The following is a 19060-nucleotide window of genomic DNA, read 5'->3' as shown; positions in this document are numbered from 1 at the left end:
ATCCTTTCTGCCCTATTCGGGCCTATTGAGGTTTCCCTGTCGGGGATCCTGACCCACATCGTACCACTTCTTGTCGATGCAGACCGGTTTGCCCAGCAGCGAACGCATTTTATTCTTGAGTATCCACCCCATGGGGTGACGCACGTAAGAGAGCTTTTTCATCACCGGCGAAACGGTACCGACCATCCAGCAATTCTTGGGGCACCGCCGTACCAGTTCGCGTACATGCTGTGCCTGCTCGCTGTTCCAGATTTCGTCGAACGAGCCGGCCTTCCGGATGTTGCCCATGCTCTCTTTCCAATATTTCGACTCCAGTCCGTTGCAGGGATAGACCTCGCCATACGGGTCGATAAAGCAATTCATCAGACCGGCCTCACAGGGCAGCAAACGACGGTTGCCCTCGATGTAGTTGATGAGCCCCATGTTGAAGAAGGCTCGGGCCCACGATTTGGGGTGTTTCTCCCGCATCTGCATCTCGATGAGTTGGGCAAAGTTGGCACACACCGTATCGCGATTGGTGATGACGTTGTCGTCTTTATGGAAATAATACGAGTTATGGAAAGCTGCTGTGGCAAACTCCATATCGAGCGCTTTGGAGAGGTGATAGAGCGAAAGCATGTCTTCGGAGTTGTTGTTCGATACCGTAATGCCGAAACCTATATCCTTCACGCCCATCTCTCTCAACTTCAAGAGGGTACGAAGTCCCTTATCGAAACCGCCGGGACGCCCGCGCAACTCGTCGTTTTTTTGCGACAGTCCCTCGATGCTGATACGAATGCCAATTTTGGGGAACTTCTTGGCCAACTCGATTACGCGGTTCTCGAACCACCCCGACGTAGAAATCACTACCCGGGGAGCTTTGCGAAACGCTACCTCTACAATCTTATCCAAATCTTCCCGAACAAAAGGCTCGCCACCCGTAATGTTAATAAACTTGACTCGAGGCAAAACCTCCAACTCCTCGGGACGAATTTCTTGCCGGGGATCGGTGGGATTCTTCCAGATATTACACATCTTGCACTGCATGGGGCAGCGATAGGTGGTAATAATGCTTATATCGGTAGGTGCAGAAATCTTCATTTTTTTCAAATATCGTGCAAAGATAAATCTTTTTCCCAGTCTTTCAAATTTATATTTACCCTTCTATTCCATACACTTTTTTCAGTTCTTGCCAGTAACGCTCTTCCGAAAATCGAGCCCTGGCCCGCTTCGAAATTGCCTGCCGATCGGTATCGGCAACCGACATGCGAGCCTCGATTGCCTCCTCAAGTTCCTCCTTGTCGCCCATGCGAAACAGGGTGCCATCGCCCTCGCGTATCAACTCGGGGATACCGCCCACTTCCGAACCAATAACAGGGGTACCCATGCACAGCGACTCGATAATACTCAACGGATTGTTCTCGTACCAAACCGAGGGAACCACCATCGTACGAGCCCGCTTGACCAACCGGACCACCTCTTTCGAAGAGAGATGCCCCAGGAACCGAATTTTCTCAGAAGCATACTTCTTACGCAACTCCTCGGCCAGCGGTCCGTCACCCGCTACATAAAGCGGATAAGGCAAATTTTGCGCCACGTCAAGCAACAGGCGTATGCCCTTCTCTTCGGAAAGACGCCCCACATAGCAGTAGTATGGCTCGGAGGCAGACTCCTGTTCCTCGGGCTGAGACAGGAAGTCGAGCTTCTCCTTTTCGATAAAGTTGCAGATAACGGCCAGTTTGATATAGTCATATCCGCAAACCCTCATCTTCTGGGCCATAAACGCGCTGGGGCAGACAAAAGCATCGACCCAGTGCTGCAACTTCCGCCTATTCCACCACAACGCTTCGCCATAGGCCAGCGCACTGGCCACGGCACTATCCTTCATGCACTTGCGCCGCAGCACCTGCGTCAGGTCGGTAAAGCAGGCTTCACAGATTTTGCCACGACACAAACAGTTGTACGAGGGGCACAACAGTTTATAGTCGTGCATGGTCCACACTACACGGCAGCCCATCTCATGAGCCAACTTGACCACAATGGGAGAAAGATAGGAGTGGATGTTATGGAAGTGAACTATGTTGGGACGGAAATCGTCGAGGATTCGCTGGAACGAACGTATAATATCACCCGTACCAAAAAGCCGGTTGGCGGCTTTCAGTTTCTCCATCAACCCGCCCGAGAAGGAGACTTCAGAGGCAAAATAGCGGGCCGTTTCGCAGGGTAAATTTTTCGGATAAGCCATCGCATAGACGGCGACTTCATAACCCATCCGACGCAACAAAGCCTCGAGGTTGATCATGCTGATACAATCTCCCCCTCTCGGATAGTAAAACTTATTCACCAACAGGATGCGTAGTTTTTGTTTCATGGGCGGCGTGCAGGTTATTTAAATATCCGAGCGGTAAACTTGTTTTTTGTCCACACCCACTTGTAGAGACAAATGGGACCAACAATTCCCGCTCCTATTATAAATAACGCAGAGAGCACAAACTCTATTGTATTACCACCCGACAATATATGTGTTAAAATCGCTTTCCCACCACCCATAATCCAGGTATGAAAAAGATAGATAGTCATCGACATCACCCCTATCCGACTCAAACCTAGCGATACCGGCCCCGCCAAACGCGAAAGCCAGGCCGAAACCGAGAGTACCATAAAGCTACCGGTAATGCCCAACACCAATAAAAAGAGAGTAGCCACTACCCCGGACTGCACGTGGCCATAAGCGAACGAAAAACTTATCGTAATCACTCCCCATAACAGCGGATACCGCCTCATCGCCAGCTGTAAACCTCCCGACCGAGCCACCCACATGCCCCACACGAAGAAGGCCAAATGAGAGCACAACTGCCTGATACAAAAGCTCTGTGGCGCCGTGTCCCAAAAGAACAGCCCCAATGCCATTATCGAGAAGATAATGAGCCGACCTCCTTTTTTGAAGAGAGGAGCCAGGCAAAACGTAAGGAACAGCACATACACGAACCACAGGAAATATCCCGCCTCGGGCAAATAGAACACGCGATACAGCGCATCGAGTGTCACCGGATGGTCTACCTGCATCACACGGCCTATCCCCACCTTGGTACCCACGATAGCCCACGAAAGAATAAAGTAGGGAAGCATCAGACGCTGGAACTTGCTCCACACAAATGGCAGATAGTCTGTCCGACGGGTAGAGCAATCGTAAAAATAACCCGCTATGATAAAGAAAAGCGGCATGTGGAAATAGTAGATAAACCGCACGAGGCCGGTATACCACAGCGGAGCATCGTCGGGTACATAATGACCTATAACCACCAGGATAATACCTATCCCTTTGGCTATATCGAATGAAATGTCCCGCACCTTTTCCATATCACACTTGTCGAGCCTTATATATCCAACTCCCTGTCCAAGGTCCGAATCAACAACCGCTTGTAATCGGCCTCGTTGTAGAAGCTGTCAAAAACAGCCGTATACTCCTGCTCCATAAGGTCTATATCCACCGGCTGAGAATCGAACGAACATATTCGTTCACACAACCCGTTCAAATCGTTTATATCGGCAGGAATCGCATAATGTTTACCGGCAAGCGGTTTCTGAAAAGCGTCTATGACAGTAGAATAGACAGGTATCACACCGTTGGCCAGATATGAGCTCAATTTGGTAGGAGTCGAAACCCGGTTCAACGGAATATCCCGTCTGAGGATAAAGCCGTATTTATATTTTTGCAGCTCTTTATCCAACTCCTTCAAAGGGATATATTTGATTTCGGCCGAGACATGGTATGCCTCCGCAATGCGTTGCGCCTCTTTCTTATCGGCGGTCAACAAAGTCAAGGTAGCCTGCTCTATCCGCTTTTTTATCAATGAAAACAGATATACCGTTTCTTCTATGCACTGCCATTGATTCACCGAACCGGCATAGACAAACGAAGCCCTGTCGTATTTATGCCCGTTATCAGCAAGGATGTGAGAAACAGAGTCTGTTTTTTGCTTGTTGAAACAGGGTATGATTACATAATTCGTCTTGTCATAACCACACTTTCTACGATAATATTGGCGCATCGACTCCGAAATGAATATCACCAGCAGAGCATGTTTCAATATGTGATGTTCCAGATAGGTAAAAAGTTTTACCTTGAGCGCATTTTTCAAGCCCGAATAGAGATAGGCCACCTCCTCGGCAAAAATACCCTGGAACCAGTAGATGATCTTTTGGTTGGGATTTTTCAACAGCAAGAGGAAATAGGCTGCCGGCGAAATCGTGACAACCACATCGTCGCGTGCTATATCCTTTATCGAGGAAACCGGCTCTACACACGCGCCATATCGCTCTTCCAGCGCTTGCCTGATGAGTTGCAGATAATAATTTACCGCATCATTCGGGTCGTTTTTCCGGGTATATATTTTTATATTCATGATCTATTATCCTTGGTTCAGCTGATAACGCATCGGGAAAGGTAATCATTTTTTTCGCAATTTGGCCATACCCACCTGCACTAATTGTTCTTTTACATAACGCGGCATGGCTATCCACAAGAGAACCATCAAAATAGCCACGTATAGAATTTGAAGATAGATACTCGAAACTCCATAGTAAATAAACCCGGCGACCAGACAACCGCCCAGCGGAATCATTCCTGCATAAGGAATCCTCACCCGGAAGAACCGTCGTGAATCGACCATGCGATACAGGAAGAGAAACAGGTAGGTGAGAATCGAAGAGGCCACGATGCCCCAAATGGCCCACCGCTGTATCAGCAGGAAATTGAGCAGCAAATTCAGTGCCGTCGCCAGGATAACCCCGGGCAGGTTCCGCGCCGTCTCTTTGGAGCACTGATACCCCATATCGAAAAACGAAGTCAGCGAGAAAAAGATGACCGATATTCCCATCGGGAATAGATATTGGGCACTGGCCTGGAAATTCTCATCGACCAACCATCCGTAATTCCATTTAATCGCAAAAATTACCAAAATCACAAATGCCGAAAAGACATACATCTGGGCATACAATACCGACGAGAAGAAGCTGTTCTTGTCCTGCGAACCATATTGTTTAATGGCCGTCTCCTGCCATGCCTGATAGATAATCAGCGAGAAGGTCTCGAGAATCGAGGCGAACTTCATGGCCACGGCATAAATACCATTGGACTCGAGCCCCAGATAGTGATCGATAAACAATCGGTTGGAACTTCCCAGCAACCACCAGCACAAGGCATTGGGCAGAAGGGGCAACGAATATCTGATCATCTCACGATTGATCTGGGGGTCGGAAAAATCATATCGGAAATACCTCTTCAAGATTCTCAACTTGCATTCGATAATACACATCGAAAGGAGTCGCGACAAGATATTGGCATAAAAGATACCCAGCACCCCGCAATCCAAGCCAATGATAAACAAGCAACTGAAAACAATCGTCAGGAACGACGTCAGAATACCTATATAAACGAAATAGACATTCTTTCCCAGCCCTCGAATGACTTGAATATAAATCTCGTAAAACATGAATACAACGGTCAAGGCTACAATCCAAGGTAGAAACCGTATCTCGAAAAAGAGGAGACAGACGAGCCCTATGGCAAAAGCGACAAGAGTCGACCTCAACAGAAACCGACAGGTAAACGATATGATATCTTTTCTTATCCTATCGTCTTCGTTGTCAAGCAAAAAACGGAATACCCCATCCCGCAACTGAAACGAGAGGACCCCGATTCCCAAAAACGATATATTCAGGGCAATATCGTAGTAACCAAAATCGTCGGGAGCAATAAAATAGGTATACAGAGGGACCAATAGGAAAGTTATCAACTTGGAGCCTAAGTTTCCTATGGCATAAATAAAAATATCGTTGATAAATTTCCGGCTTCTATTCATACTCTTTCTATTCTCGTTTCAGCCTTTGCATGCCGTTCCTTCAATATAGAAACATCTCTGACCACAAAGCCCAACAGAATCATAACAATAATGCCCGAGCCTTGCAGAAAAGCACTGCCCGCAACCGATTCGATGGTAGCAAAAGCAATAATCAACAACCCTATCTTATACAGTTGTAACGACTCGACATCGGCATCCCTGGGCTTTATCTTCCTATATACCCATACCCAAAAGTAGAAGAACAGGATAATCCCCACGATACCAAACTGAACCAGTTCGGGGAAAAAGGTATCGGAAACAAAGGGGCAATCTCCCTCTTGCAACCCCCACACGTTCTCGATATTATAATTCTCATACACTCTTGAGTAGCCCACGTCGCCCGATGAGTAGGTCGCATAAGAGGCCAATCCCGAGCCAAAGACAAAATGGTCCATCAGAATTTCGGGAGAGCGCACATATAATATAGCTCTTGCAAAAGAGTCCTTCTGGTCTTCCGAACCGGTAAACAATCCCGACGAGATGAAATAATAGTTTATCTTACCCCAAGCCACATACAATACGACACAAAACACCAGAGCAATCGTTATCCATTGTTTGAGTTTGACCCGTACCAATATTCCCGGTTTGTACCAAAAGAAGATATACATGGCCACCACGAAGAAGCCATAAAATTTGGAACGGGTACTGAAAAAGCCCACCGCCAACAGGAGCATCATCACAATCTTGTCTCTCTTGGTAAGATTTTGATAGGAGCAATAATAGTATATCAGGAACAAAACCGTACTGATAATACCGTAATGGGCTACATGAAAAAAGAATTTCATTCCAAACCCCGAAAGGATAATCAACAGCATCAGCCCACTCAGGAATACACACAACCGTTTGAGGAACTGCTTCTGGGAAGCATCGAACCGAACACCCATGGAATAGGCGGCATAAAAGGCGATAAAGGGTTTGATCTGGATAAAGAAATCGTACAGAATCGCCTTGGGCGTGTTGTAATGAAGGGCAAACATGGAGTACAACAAATAGAATGTCATCACCCCGACAACCGCAAACAGGCCCTTGTACCGCTGGTGATTCTTATTGGCCAGCATATCCAACATGCACAACAGCGCCATCAGCAACGTGATCAACTCATCGGAGCTTTGAAACCATAACATCTGATAGGTATAAACTCCTACAATGAGCATCAAGAAGAACAGCCCAAAGAATATTTTATTCAAGGAAACCATGGCTTATCCTCTTCTCGTATGTTTCTCCTCCGAATATCCGTATGTGTGTGTTACTTCCGTATCGTTCAGTACAAATATGACATTCTTCAACGAGCCCTCTGCCGCAAAATCCATCGCATTGAATACGCTGTTCTTGGGTGTATAGTTGGCTCGACAAACATAGAGCGTAGCATCGGCAAAGCGAGTCAACGAGAAGGTATCGGATACACGTTCAACCGGAGCCGTATCGATAATCACATAGTCGTAGCGTTTACGCAGGTCGTTCATCAGATTATCCAATTGGGGAGAGAGCAGCAACTCGGAAGGATTGGGCGGAACAGGCCCGGCCGTAATGACGTCGAGCGACTCGACCGGCGACTGAATCAACGAGCTCTCATCCATTCCATTCTTGGCTATCAGATAACTGGTCAAACCCGATGTCGACGACAGGCCCAGATAATTGGCTATTTGCGGGCTACGCAAATCCAGGTCGATCAAGACCGTGCGCTTGCCGGTCATGGCAATCGCATAGGCCAGATTGAGGCTGACAAACGATTTACCCTCACCCGGCTCGGAAGAAGTTACCAACAGTACCCGCTTTTCATTTCCGGGCAAGATGAACTGCAAGTTGGAGCGCAACAAACGGAACATCTCGGCTACCGGCGAATTGCTGTGACCTTTCATCACCAGATATTCAGACGATGAGTTGTGCCCGATTTCACCGGCCACAGGCAGATTGGTGAGACGACGCAGGTCGTTGCGGGTAGCAAACCTGACGTTGAAGATACTCTTCCCGTAGAGATAGACCATCGGCAGCACCAGCCCCACACCAAAGGCAATAGCCAGCAACAGCAACGACTGGGGCGATACCGGTTTGTTCTTGCTATAGGCCGCATTGACAATACGACATTTGGGCGAGGTCGAAGCCAAGGTCATGGCATTCTCCTCACGTCGTTTCATCAAGAAGGTATACAGTTCGTTTTTAATCATCTGATTCCGCTTGATATCCAGGTAGGCTCTCTCCTGCTCAGGGAATCCACGAAGTCTATTCTTAAACTCGGCTTCCTGCTTCTTCAAATCGGCTCGAGCTATATCCGAGCTCTCCTTGGCCTTAGATACCGTGTTCAAGATATTCTCACGCATGGCATCAATCTGAGCCGTAAGCGTAAGCAACGACAAGTTCGAGTCCTTGGCCGTACGCAACAGACGCATCCGCTCCAGCAACAACTTGTTATACTCGTTGATAGCCTCGGCAGCACCCTTGTCGGGAAGACCGGTTGTAACCGGCACCAACGAATATTTGTTTTCGGGCCGATTCAAGAAACTGTCTACCATCGAAATAATCGAATATTGCGTCTCGGCCTCGAGCAACAGTTTGCGATACTGGCTGTTGGCCTCAAGAATAATTTTGGCCTCAGAGTTAATATCCGAGAGGTCGTTTTCCCGTTTATACTGTTCGATAACCCGCTCGGCCTCATGCAACTCGTTCTCGACCGTTATCAAACGATCATCGATAAAGGCCAGCATGTTCTCGGCTTTCAGGTTTTTATTCAGCACGGCATCCTCGTTGTAGCATTCGATAAGGGTATCGAGCATATCTTGTCCCCTGCGCCGGTTCGAATCTTCGATTTTCAAAGAGATGCCATTGGCTTTTTTATCCGACAGGTCTATTTCGAGACGTTTCGCCAACCGTTCGGCCTGTGCATCGTATCCGTTGATATGAGCCACAAAGCGCAACTTCTCGTCCGGTTTATAGTAGGGAGTCTTGTCAATGACTATCCCCTCGCCATAATCGACTTTTATCGGGAACGAGGTGGCTTCGGTCTCGGCCAAAGTTTCAAAGAATCCCCGCTTCAGCACCACCTTGATCTTATCACTCGACTTGTCGGTCTGCACTTTCACAACAAATCCGGAGACCAGAGTATCCAACATCGACTCGGGCACATCGACCGTAATGGGCGAATTGCCATAATATTCTTTCTTGCTGAAAAAATTCTTCTTGCTCGTATAAACCTTGTTCAGCTCGAGTCGCTGCACCATTTCGCGAATGATGGTATGAGACGAAATCACCAAGATTTCATCATTTACCGAACCTCCGCCTATCATACCGTCCAAGGAGAATCCTCCTCCCGACACCTCGCTCACCAAAGACGACAAGCCGCCGCTACTGCCCTTCTTTTCGTCTTCGTTGACCAGAATATCGGCCAGCACTTCGTATTGTGGCTTGGCAATCTTCAAATAGCAAACGACCAATCCCACGCATATCACTACAGAACCGACAAAGAGATACCATTTTCTGCAAATCGCACGCCACAAGGCCACGACATCGACACTATCGTTTCTTCTTTCGGAGGTATAATTTTCTTCCATAAACGGGTATTTTCTTTTTTACTTAATAAACAACGCTATGGCCAACGAAGCCAAAACCGAAATTGCACTCACTACCGTACCGGCTACCGAAATACGGTACGAGGCCAACTGGTTATAATCCGAGTTGTTGCGCTGAGCCCGGTTGGGCATGACATAGACTACATCGTTTTGCTTCAAATAGAAATAGGGCGACTCGAACAACGCCTTGTCGGTCAGGTCGAAGCGATGGAATATGCGCTTGCCATCCTCTTCGCGTATCAGCAGTACATTCTTACGCTCGCCATAGATGGTCAAGTCGCCGGCGGCACCGATGGCATCGAGGACCGACACCCGTTCGGTCTGAACAGGAATCTGACCCGGATTCTTCACTTCGCCCAATACAACGACTTTGAAGTTCATAAACTGTACCAGCACAAAGGGATCTTCCAACTCGGGACGAATCTTGTCTTCGATATATTTGGCCAACTCGTTACGAGTCATTCCGGCTGCATGAATACGCCCCACAATCGGGAAATAAATGTCACCATCACGACTTACGGTATAAACCTGCAGATTGGGAACAATCGTAAGTTCCTCTTTCCCAGGTTCAGAATAAGATACTGCAGGCAAATTGTAAGGTGCAGCAGCATCGGGTACAACCGACGAAACGGTAATAGAAAGCATATCGTCGGGGGCAATACGCAACTCGTAATTACCTACATCGACCTGGCCGCTTACCTGCTCTGCATCCAAATTTTCAAAATAAGTCGTCTTATTGGTAGCACACGACGTGAGCACCAACAAAAGGGCAAAAATACTTAACCGGTTTATTTTCATTACACTATTTTTTTCTTCCCGGAATTTCCAGAAAATAATTCTAATTTATAACGATGTACCCCCCTCGTTTATTATATCGCCCCTCTTATCTTTTGACAGTTTTCATAACAGTTTTTTACCCTATTTTCTTTAATCTTCGAAAAGATTCTTACTATCAAAATCTTAACCGTCTTTTCAAAAATTCAATCGCTTTTCCTACAAATGATTTAAACGGGCCATAAGGCTCCTTGTTTGAAAAAGTTTATGTACGTTTGTAACACTTTTTGATATACGTTATGGACTTGAACTTTTCTTGGAATCTCTCCCTCCCCGAAATATATGGAGTCGGGATATTTGCTTTGATTTGGATTATCGAAATGGTCTATCAGTTTTACCTGTTCGACCGCCCGTTCCGCTTTTACAGAAAGAGCGAAAAGGGTAAGATTCCCTACTCGGCCGAGCGTCCGGCCCTATCGGTCATCGTCTATGCCCAGAACGATGCCGAGAACCTTATCCAGTTCATGCCCCGTATCCTGAACCAGGATTATCCGCAATTCGAAGTTATCGTGGTCAACGACGACTCGACCGACGACTCGAAAGACATCCTCACCGCTCTGCAGACTCAATACGACAACCTATACCACACCTATGTACCCGAAGGGTCGCGCAACCTGAGCCACAAAAAACTGGCTCTCACGCTCGGAGTGAAAGCAGCCCAATACGACATCGTCGTATTCACCAATGCCAACTGCTGCCCGCCCGACAGCCAATGGTTGGCCGCCATCGCCCGCAATTTTGTACCGGGCACCGACATTGTGCTGGGCTACACCTCCATGCAATCGAAAGAGAAAGCCCCCCACGATTTCGGCTACTACATCTACGACAAATTGCTCTTTACACTGCGTTACCTCTCGTTTGCCCTCATCGGGCGTCCCTACATGGGCGAGAGTTCCAATTTGGCCTATCGCAAAGAGCTCTTCTTCAAGAACAAGGGTTTCTCAAAGCACTTGCATCTGCACTATGGCGACGACGACCTATTTATCAATGAGATAGCTACCCGAGAAAACACCCGGGTAGAACTCTCACCCTCTTCCCAAATGACCGCCGTCTACCACGACAATCACGGGGCCTGGAAAGAGCTGAAACTGCAATACGACTTTACCGCAAAATACCTGCATACGGCAGCCAAGGCGGTATTCGGCATGGGCAAGGTATTCGACTATACCTTCAACATTCTGTTTATCCTGCTGTTGGCCTGGGGCATTTTGAACAACTGGCTCTTGGCCATCATAGCCCTGTTGCCGGCTGTGTCGATTTTTGTCATTAAAGCGGTGGTATACCGGCGTGCGGCCAAAATATTCCACACTCCCCGCTACACATTCGCCCTGCCCCTCTTCTCGTTTTTGCAACCGTGGGTAAACCTCTATTTCAACATCATAGGTTCAGCCTCCCGGAAAAAGAATTTCACTTGGCGATAACCAGTCATACCTCATCGGGGCCCGGCAAAAATCAGGGTATAAAAAAACGAAGAGGCCATGCCGCTCAAGCGGGGCACGACCTCCTCGATTATCCGAACTTTGTACCTTCGTACCAAGCAGCGGCTATTTAACCGCGATTTTCTTCTTCTCCGATACGGCAGGGGCGCTCTTTTTGGGAATCTTCACCGTCAACACGCCGTTGTTCTGGCAAGCCTCGATGGCATCGGTATCGACATTATCGGGCAAGATGAGGGTCTGTTGAAATTGAGAATAAGAGAACTCTCTGCGCAGATAGCGCCCCTTCTTACTCTTCTCGTCTTCCTCTTGTTTACGCTCGACCGTGATTACCAGATGATTGTCTTTATCGACCGTAATTTCAAAATCGTCTTTGGTAATACCGGGAGCCGCAATCTCTACCTCATAGGCCTTCTCGGTCTCTACAATATTGATAGCCGGGGCGGCACTGTTGGTCTTGGCAATCCACTCGTTGCCGAAAAAATCGTTGAAAATACCGGGGAGCCAGTTTTGTTGATGCTTTGCAGGTGTCATAATCTTTACCTCCTAAATAAGTTTATACGTTAAGTCGACGGACAGTTTGTCGCGTCGTTCTCCCTTACAACAAAGAGGCCCGCCCTTTGGCTTGGATAGAGGGCGTTAAAGTTGACGAGAAAAGCTCAAAAAGCGTTACGGCTCCACCACTATATCGTAACGCAGTACCTTATAGGTAACGACAAAGGGACGTCCCGAGACGCGAGTCGGAGGAGAGTCGACATGGTAATAGTTGCGCGAACGGTCGAAACTGTCGATTTCGCACTTGCGCGTGGTCCCGGGCAAAAGGTCGCAATCGACCGTCTGGGTGCGATAGTCGATCATCTGACCACCGGGGTCGCGGTAGAAGAGTTGGAGCACGACCCGCGAGAGCCTGAACGGCGTATTGTTGCGCAGCAGAAAGCTCTCGCGCGTATCGCTCATGCGCTTGTCGAAGGCCAGCATGTCGACCGCCAGCGGCGAAAAGCGCAACGCGCCATAAAGCGTCGAGTCGTTATCGTCCTTCCCCTCCCGTACAATGGGACTCGGGTCGGTGTCGACCGCCGGCTTGTCCATCTGTCTCGTCGAGATTTTGGGCACAGCTCTCTTGCGAGGCATGATGCCCGACGACTGCCCCCACATGGGCAGTACCGACAGTCCCACCACGAAGGCGAGAAGGAGCATCTTCTTCATAACCACACGCTTTTACAAATCCATACTAGCGAAATCAATAGCGTAAATATCAACAGATTACGAGCCGTTCCACCCAATAGTGGATTCAAGGCAACGCCACGGCGACGCCCCATCTCTACCCAAGTCGTCACATGTAAAATCAGGTACAGCACCACGGGAACCAACCCTTCGTAATAGGGAGCCAAGGGGAGCAGCGACGGCAACACCAGCCCCACGGCCACAAAGCCGTTGACCAGGTACCACCCGCGGGCAAAGGGACGTCCGAAGAGTACCACAGTCGTGCGCTTGTTGGCAGCTGCATCCTCCTCCATGTCGCGGTAGTTGTTCACCAACAGGATATTGATCGATAGCAACCCCATGGCAATGGAGAGGAGAAAGACCGCCATATCGAAATGCAACGCCTGCACGTAGTAGGTGAAGTTGACGGCTATCAATCCGAAAAAGAGGAAGACCGTGAGGTCGCCCAGCCCGTGATAGGCCAACGGATAGGGCCCTGCCGTATAGGCCAGTGCAAAGAGTGCGATGACAATACCCACGGGTATCAGCCACCACCCGGCAAAAAAGACAAGCCCCAGCCCCACCAGACAGGCCAACCCCAACACCAGGAACGTGCCCACAAGCATGGCTCGCGGCGAAATGTCGCCCGAGGCTACAGCCCGGCGAGGGCCTACCCGCTGGGCCGTATCGCTGCCCTTCACGTAATCGAAATAGTCGTTGGCCATGTTGGAGGCAATCTGCGCCAACAGGGCAAACAACAGGCAAAGGAGTGCCGGGGCCCAACGGAAGGATCCGTCGTAAAAGGCATAGGCCGAGGCAGCTATCACCGGACTCGCCGAGGCCGGCAGGGTGCGGGGACGAGCCGCCGAAATCCAACTCTTATTCATTATTCTTTTCTTCTTTCTCTTCTTGATCGTCTATTTTGAAACAGGCCCGTATCGAGCTGCGTATCGTCTCTGCTTCGGGGTGATTGTCGCGCAGTATCGTGAGGATTATCCGCAGATACTTGTCTTTATTGGCCAAGCCGCACAGATTGCACACGTTGCTGTTGGTGACCATCGACTTCTGGTTATAGACCTTCAGCACCGACCGGTAATCCCGATTTTTGACAAAGGTACGAAATTGATTGCAAATGTTGTTATACAAGCCTCGCACGTCGGTATCGTCGGTCAGGTGGTCGATGTGGTCTTCAAACGAAGCTATGTCGTTGAACCGACGGTCTATCTTGTACTCCAGATTACGCCGTATGCGGTGGCGCGTATGCAGCAATGCCTGCGACTCGATCTCCTGCGCAAAGAGCTGGATGACGTTGTTCTTCACAATCTCGAACACCTTGTTGGCATTGCGCTTCATACGCCGGGCCACAGCCTTGATTACCCCCTCGAGCATCAGCAGATTCTCCACCTCGGCCACCTCGGGCACATAGATGTGACGGCTGCGCAGATACTCGACCTCGCGCTCGGTGCGCCGGTCGCGGTCGACGATACCTCGCGATTCGAGGTGGTGTATCTCCTTCAAGTCGGCAAAGGCTCGTGTAGCCTCGATTACCTTGTTGCAACCGCCCAACGGCTTCACGATATACTCGGGGAAAATATAGGGATAGAGCTTCACATCGATACTGCCCGTAGCTGCCCCCTCAATAAAAAGCACCGGTTTGCGGCTGCCCAATATATCGAGATACATGCCCTCGGGGAAAGAGTCGCTGTCGTTGATAAACTCGTAGTCCCAGGTCATGTGCTCGGCATCGAACGACCGCACCCAGATACAAGTGCTCTCGACCCGCGACGCGGCAAAGTCGATGTCGTGCGTCAAATAGACAAAGGTACAATCCTTGCGCAGGCTCTCTATGGAATCCCACAACGATTTCAAGATGGAGTGATGCAGATAAAATTCGGGGTCCTCGACCAGAATCACGGCATCGGGCATAGCATAGAGCACCCCCGCGATGTAGTAAAGCACCGCCTTTTCGCCCGAACTCAGGCGCAACGGGTTGAAGGGTTCGGAGTCCTCGCTCTGAATCAGCAGCTTGCCTTCGGCCCGCAGCATCTTGTTCTTGGGGAATATGCGTTCCCACAACTTCTGCACCCGGTCCAGACGGGTACGGGGCAACTCCACATGCCCCCCTTTCTGTACCTCGAACTTGTAGCTGAACAGGTTGCGAAACTCCTCGCTCAGCAGCAGGAAGAGCAACTGGTCAAACTCGGTAGGAGTCTCTTTCGAGACGTAGTGCGAACGATCGATAGCCTCCTTGTACTGCGCCTCGATAGAGCCGGGCCACACCTCGTGCGGCGGCATAAGGCACAGTGCCTTCTGTGCCGAAAGCCAAAAGGCGTGCTCCTTGCTCTGGCGGGCTATTTCCAAACCGAAACGGCTCTTGCCCGCACCATTGGCACCAATCACGGTTACGGTTCGCGACGACAATTTATCGCCCGGCAAACCATTGTTTTTTTTCGGGAGCGATATTTCCATGGTACACGTTTTAATGTTACAGAAATCCTTTCTCAAAAATAACTATTTTCGGGAATAATCCATACAAGATACCGAACTATTTTTCTACATTTGTAAAACCGTAGGATACGGTTCGGCACGGGCAAACCGGGGAAAATATAGTTCCGCAGCCTCTGCCTCTCCGTATCGTTGAATACGATTTTTAACCGCTAACTCATCAAAACTATGTTTTCAGGAATTGTCGAAGAAGCCGCTCCCATCGTAGCCCTCAAACACGATAACGGCAATCTGCACCTCACGCTCAAGAGTTCGTTCACGCACGAATTGAAGATAGACCAAAGCGTCGCACACAACGGCGTATGCCTCACCGTGGTCGACATCGACGGCGACTGCTACACCGTCACCGCCATACAGGAGACCCTCGACCGCACCAACCTGGGCTCGCTCAAGGTGGGCGACAAGGTGAACCTCGAGCGCAGCATGCTCATGAACGGCCGCCTCGACGGACACATCGTGCAGGGCCACGTAGACCAGACAGCCCGTTGCGAACGAATCGACCTGGTCGACGGCAGCCGCTACTACACCTTCGTCTACGACCTCGACCCCAAGATGGCCGCCAAGGGCTACATGACCGTCGAGAAGGGCTCGGTAACGGTCAACGGCGTGAGCCTCACCGTATGCAACTCGCAGGATAACAGCTTCCAGGTGGCCATCATCCCCTACACCTACGAACACACCAACTTCCACCAGATCGAAGTCGGCAGCATCGTCAACCTCGAGTTCGACATCATCGGCAAATACATCAGCCGCATCATGCACTTCGAAAAAGCATAAACTGCCATGACCGATATTTATGAACTCATTGCCCACCGGCAGAGCGACCGGCAATACGACCCCAATCGTCCGGTAGAACCCGAAAAGGTGGCCCGCATCGTCGAGGCCGCCCGTCTGGCCCCTTCGGCCTGCAACGCCCAGCCGTGGCACTTCATCGTAGTCGACGAACCCGAGCTGCGCAACCAGGTGGCCGACGCCGTGGCCAGCCGCCTGCTGGGGATGAACCACTTCACCAAACAGGCCCCCGTGCACATACTTGTGGTCGAAGAGCGACCCAACTTCACGGCCGGCATCGGCGGTATCATCAAAGACAAGCAATTCCCGCTGCTCGACATCGGCATCGCCGCCGCCCACATCACCCTCGCCGCCACCGCCGAAGGGCTGGGCAGCTGCATCCTCGGCTGGTTCGACGAAAAAGCTGTCCGCCGTCTGCTCCACATCCCCGACAAAAAACGGGTCCTGCTCGACATCGTGCTGGGATACTCTACCCAACCCCTGCGCGAGAAGAAACGCAAACCCGCCAGCGAGGTGATTTCGTATAACAAATACTGAGACCTCACTCCATAGTATAGACACAGCCGGGTAGGATAGTCCTGCCCGGCTGTGTCTGTCTATTTTATTTATTCGTTACACTCTTTATCATAGGCAATCGGGACGAGCTATCATGGCTGATATCCGTTTTGAATAGCCAGATTCTTCCAATACTCGGCCTGTTTGCTGTCCTGATTAACACCTAATCCCTCCTCATAGCAAATGCCCAAACTGTATTGAGCCTCAGCATCGCCTTGCTCGGCGGCCTTCCGCCACCAATAAATAGCCTGCCCATAATCTTGTGAAACCCCTTGTCCTTCAGCATAACAAACAGCCAAATTGTGTTGAGCCCGAGCATCTCCCTGCTCGGCGGCCTGACGATACCAATAAACGGCCTGCCCATAATCTTGTGACACGCCTTCTCCTTCAGCATAACAAACAGCTAAATTGTGCTGAGCCCAAGCATTTCCCTGCTCAGCAGCCTGACGATACCAATAAACGGCCTGCCCATAATCTTGTGACACGCCTTCTCCTTCAGCATAATAAACAGCCAAATTGTGTTGAGCCCAAGCATCTCCCTGCTCAGCAGCCTGACGATACCAATAAACGGCCTGCCCATAATCTTGTGAAACCCCTTGTCCCTCAGCATAACAGCCAGCCAAACTGTACTGAGCCGGAGCATTTCCTCGCTCGGCGGCCTGACGATACCAATAAACGGCCTGCCCATAATCTTGTGACACGCCTTGTCCTTCAGCATAACAGCCAGCCAAACCGTACTGAGCCCAAGCATCTCCCTGTTCGGCCGCCCGACGATACCAGTAAACGGCCCGCTCATAATCCTGAGGTATGCCCCACCCTTTGCTATAACAGCCAGCCAAATTGTACTGAGCCGGAACATCTCCCTGTTCAGCCGCCTGACGATACCAAAAAAAGGCCTGTCCATAATCTTGTGACACGCCTTCTCCTTTGGCATAACAAATAGCTAAATTGTACTGAGCCCAAGCATCTCCTTGTTCGGCCGCCTGACGATACCAAAAAAAGGCCTGTCCATAATCTTGTGACACGCCTTGTCCTTTGGCATAACAAATAGCCAAATTGAATTGAGCCCAAGCATCTCCCCGTTCGGCAGCTTGACGGTACCAATAAACAGCTTGCGCATAATCTTGTGATACCCCCTGTCCTTCTTCATAACAAAGAGCTAATCTGAACTGAGCCGGAGCACTTCCTCGCTCGGCAGCTTGGCGTATCAATTCGACTCCCTTCTCTTCATTCATGTAGATACCCAACGAATCGTTGCCGGTCAAATACTCTAATCCTAAGCGATACAACGCCTCGGAGGTTGTATCGTTAACTACCGTAGGTACAACACCCCATACCCATAAAGGCATGAACAGGAGAGCAAAAACTATTTTTCTGTACATCGTCTTTTATGTTTTTCAATCATGTATAGATTTCATTTGTAAACAAATATAGTAAAAAAGTTAAAAAACAAGGTCATCGAGATAAAGAACTTTTCTCTACCCCCTCTGTAAACAAAAGAAAAACACATATCCAGCAACTTCACCAGACTGTAAACTACGACTGCCAACCAAATAAAAAGAGACTATCAAACGTAATAAGAGACAAACACAACTATAAACAGAAAAATTATATTGTATATTTGCTCACGAAACCCTAATCCTTGTATAATATGAAACCGATAAAACTTTTCTATCAAACGCTCTGTCCCTTCTGCAAACGGGCTTTCAGTTACATCGACGAACTGAAAAAACGGCCTGAATACAAAGACATCGTTATCGAAACAATCGAAGAGACCGAGCATCCCGACATCGCCGACCAGTACGACTATTACTACGTGCCCACGTTCTACATCGGCGACGAAAAAGTACACGAAGGCGGCATCTACCCCAACGAAGTCGAAGCCATCTTCAAAAAAGCGCTGGAGGCATAAACGATCTCCCACACCCATATAACTGCCGTATCGAGGTCAATCCTGCACTCTATTGACGTAGGAAATACTCGATGCGGCCTTGTTTTTAGAAGTCATCCCTTTGCTTATGGTCGTGTCACCCCGCACTCGATGCGCACCGTGTCACCCCGCACGTGATGCGGGGTCCAGGAAAGTGAATCTTACGGGTAATCTTGTCGGTGTGACTAGATGCCGCATCCAAGTGCGGCATGACCGAAGCGCGAAGCCATCCGGCCTATGGGAGAAAGCGGAAAGAAAAATGGCGGAGAGGGACGAACGCGGGAAAAAGATGTTTGAGCCAGGGTGTATCGGTAAAGGAAGCCCGAAGCTGTATAGCCTGCCGAGCGGCTGCTGCAAAGC

Annotated in this window: 17 protein-coding genes; 4 read left to right on the top strand and 13 right to left on the bottom strand. The window is 49.5% G+C overall.

Going from position 1 to position 19060, the window contains the following annotated elements; all coding sequences use genetic code 11:
• Positions 1-12: 12 nt before the first annotated feature.
• The 8 genes from NW211_RS13175 to NW211_RS13140 all read right to left on the bottom strand — a co-directional run bounded on the left by NW211_RS13175 (position 13) and on the right by NW211_RS13140 (position 10243).
• Complete coding sequence (locus tag NW211_RS13175) at positions 13-1080, bottom strand: radical SAM protein (protein WP_258328169.1); 1068 nt, start codon at positions 1078-1080, stop codon at positions 13-15.
• 55 nt (positions 1081-1135) lie between these two features.
• Positions 1136-2350, bottom strand: coding sequence for a glycosyltransferase (locus tag NW211_RS13170; protein ID WP_258328168.1), 1215 nt, complete (start codon positions 2348-2350; stop codon positions 1136-1138).
• A gap of 14 nt (positions 2351-2364) precedes the next feature.
• On the bottom strand, positions 2365-3339 hold the full coding sequence (locus NW211_RS13165; RefSeq protein ID WP_258328167.1) for an acyltransferase family protein: 975 nt from the start codon (positions 3337-3339) through the stop codon (positions 2365-2367).
• Between the two features lie 17 nt (positions 3340-3356).
• A complete protein-coding gene (locus tag NW211_RS13160; RefSeq protein ID WP_258328166.1) occupies positions 3357-4385 on the bottom strand; it encodes a hypothetical protein in 1029 nt (342 codons plus the stop codon).
• A 45-nt stretch (positions 4386-4430) separates the two neighbouring features.
• The gene (locus NW211_RS13155) at positions 4431-5843 is read right to left on the bottom strand and encodes a lipopolysaccharide biosynthesis protein (protein ID WP_258328165.1); all 1413 of its coding nucleotides are present in this window, start codon (positions 5841-5843) and stop codon (positions 4431-4433) included.
• Positions 5840-7006 (bottom strand): O-antigen ligase family protein, encoded by a 1167-nt coding sequence (locus NW211_RS13150; protein WP_258328164.1) that lies wholly within the window; start codon positions 7004-7006, stop codon positions 5840-5842. Before NW211_RS13150 ends, NW211_RS13155 begins: the two co-directional genes overlap by 4 nt.
• A 75-nt stretch (positions 7007-7081) precedes the next feature.
• On the bottom strand, positions 7082-9427 hold the full coding sequence (locus NW211_RS13145; RefSeq protein WP_258328163.1) for a polysaccharide biosynthesis tyrosine autokinase: 2346 nt from the start codon (positions 9425-9427) through the stop codon (positions 7082-7084).
• Between the two features lie 18 nt (positions 9428-9445).
• Positions 9446-10243, bottom strand: coding sequence for a polysaccharide biosynthesis/export family protein (locus NW211_RS13140; protein WP_258328162.1), 798 nt, complete (start codon positions 10241-10243; stop codon positions 9446-9448).
• Positions 10244-10599: 356 nt separating this feature from the next.
• Here NW211_RS13140 and NW211_RS13135 point away from each other — a divergent pair, with 356 nt between their 5' ends.
• Positions 10600-11700 (top strand): glycosyltransferase, encoded by a 1101-nt coding sequence (locus NW211_RS13135; RefSeq protein ID WP_258328161.1) that lies wholly within the window; start codon positions 10600-10602, stop codon positions 11698-11700.
• 123 nt (positions 11701-11823) lie between these two features.
• Here NW211_RS13135 and NW211_RS13130 read toward each other — a convergent pair whose 3' ends face one another.
• The 4 genes from NW211_RS13130 to NW211_RS13115 all read right to left on the bottom strand — a co-directional run bounded on the left by NW211_RS13130 (position 11824) and on the right by NW211_RS13115 (position 15387).
• The gene (locus NW211_RS13130; protein WP_087408649.1) at positions 11824-12249 is read right to left on the bottom strand and encodes an Hsp20/alpha crystallin family protein; all 426 of its coding nucleotides are present in this window, start codon (positions 12247-12249) and stop codon (positions 11824-11826) included.
• Positions 12250-12384: 135 nt separating this feature from the next.
• Complete coding sequence (locus NW211_RS13125) at positions 12385-12921, bottom strand: hypothetical protein (RefSeq protein ID WP_258328160.1); 537 nt, start codon at positions 12919-12921, stop codon at positions 12385-12387.
• On the bottom strand, positions 12918-13805 hold the full coding sequence (locus NW211_RS13120; RefSeq protein WP_087408651.1) for a 1,4-dihydroxy-2-naphthoate polyprenyltransferase: 888 nt from the start codon (positions 13803-13805) through the stop codon (positions 12918-12920). The genes NW211_RS13125 and NW211_RS13120 overlap by 4 nt, the downstream gene beginning before the upstream one ends.
• Entirely contained in the window at positions 13798-15387 is a 1590-nt protein-coding gene (locus NW211_RS13115) for a DUF4435 domain-containing protein (RefSeq protein WP_087408652.1), read from the bottom strand. The genes NW211_RS13120 and NW211_RS13115 overlap by 8 nt, the downstream gene beginning before the upstream one ends.
• A gap of 204 nt (positions 15388-15591) precedes the next feature.
• On the opposite strand from NW211_RS13115, the gene NW211_RS13110 reads away from it, so the two are divergent.
• Positions 15592-16200 (top strand): riboflavin synthase, encoded by a 609-nt coding sequence (locus tag NW211_RS13110; RefSeq protein ID WP_087408653.1) that lies wholly within the window; start codon positions 15592-15594, stop codon positions 16198-16200.
• A gap of 6 nt (positions 16201-16206) precedes the next feature.
• On the top strand, positions 16207-16752 hold the full coding sequence (locus tag NW211_RS13105) for a nitroreductase family protein (RefSeq protein ID WP_258328159.1): 546 nt from the start codon (positions 16207-16209) through the stop codon (positions 16750-16752).
• 110 nt (positions 16753-16862) lie between these two features.
• On the opposite strand, the gene NW211_RS13100 is transcribed toward NW211_RS13105, so the two are convergent.
• Entirely contained in the window at positions 16863-18152 is a 1290-nt protein-coding gene (locus NW211_RS13100; protein WP_258328158.1) for a tetratricopeptide repeat protein, read from the bottom strand.
• A gap of 269 nt (positions 18153-18421) precedes the next feature.
• Between NW211_RS13100 and NW211_RS13095 the strand changes: the two genes are divergently transcribed.
• Positions 18422-18682: a thioredoxin family protein gene (locus tag NW211_RS13095; protein WP_258328157.1), complete on the top strand. Its 261-nt coding sequence runs from the start codon at positions 18422-18424 to the stop codon at positions 18680-18682.
• The last annotated feature ends 378 nt before the right edge of the window (positions 18683-19060 follow it).

Origin of the sequence: Barnesiella sp. ET7 (assembly GCF_024733785.1) — a bacterium.
GTDB lineage: Bacteria > Bacteroidota > Bacteroidia > Bacteroidales > Barnesiellaceae > Barnesiella > Barnesiella merdigallinarum.
This window is presented reverse-complemented; position numbering and strand designations above follow the sequence as displayed.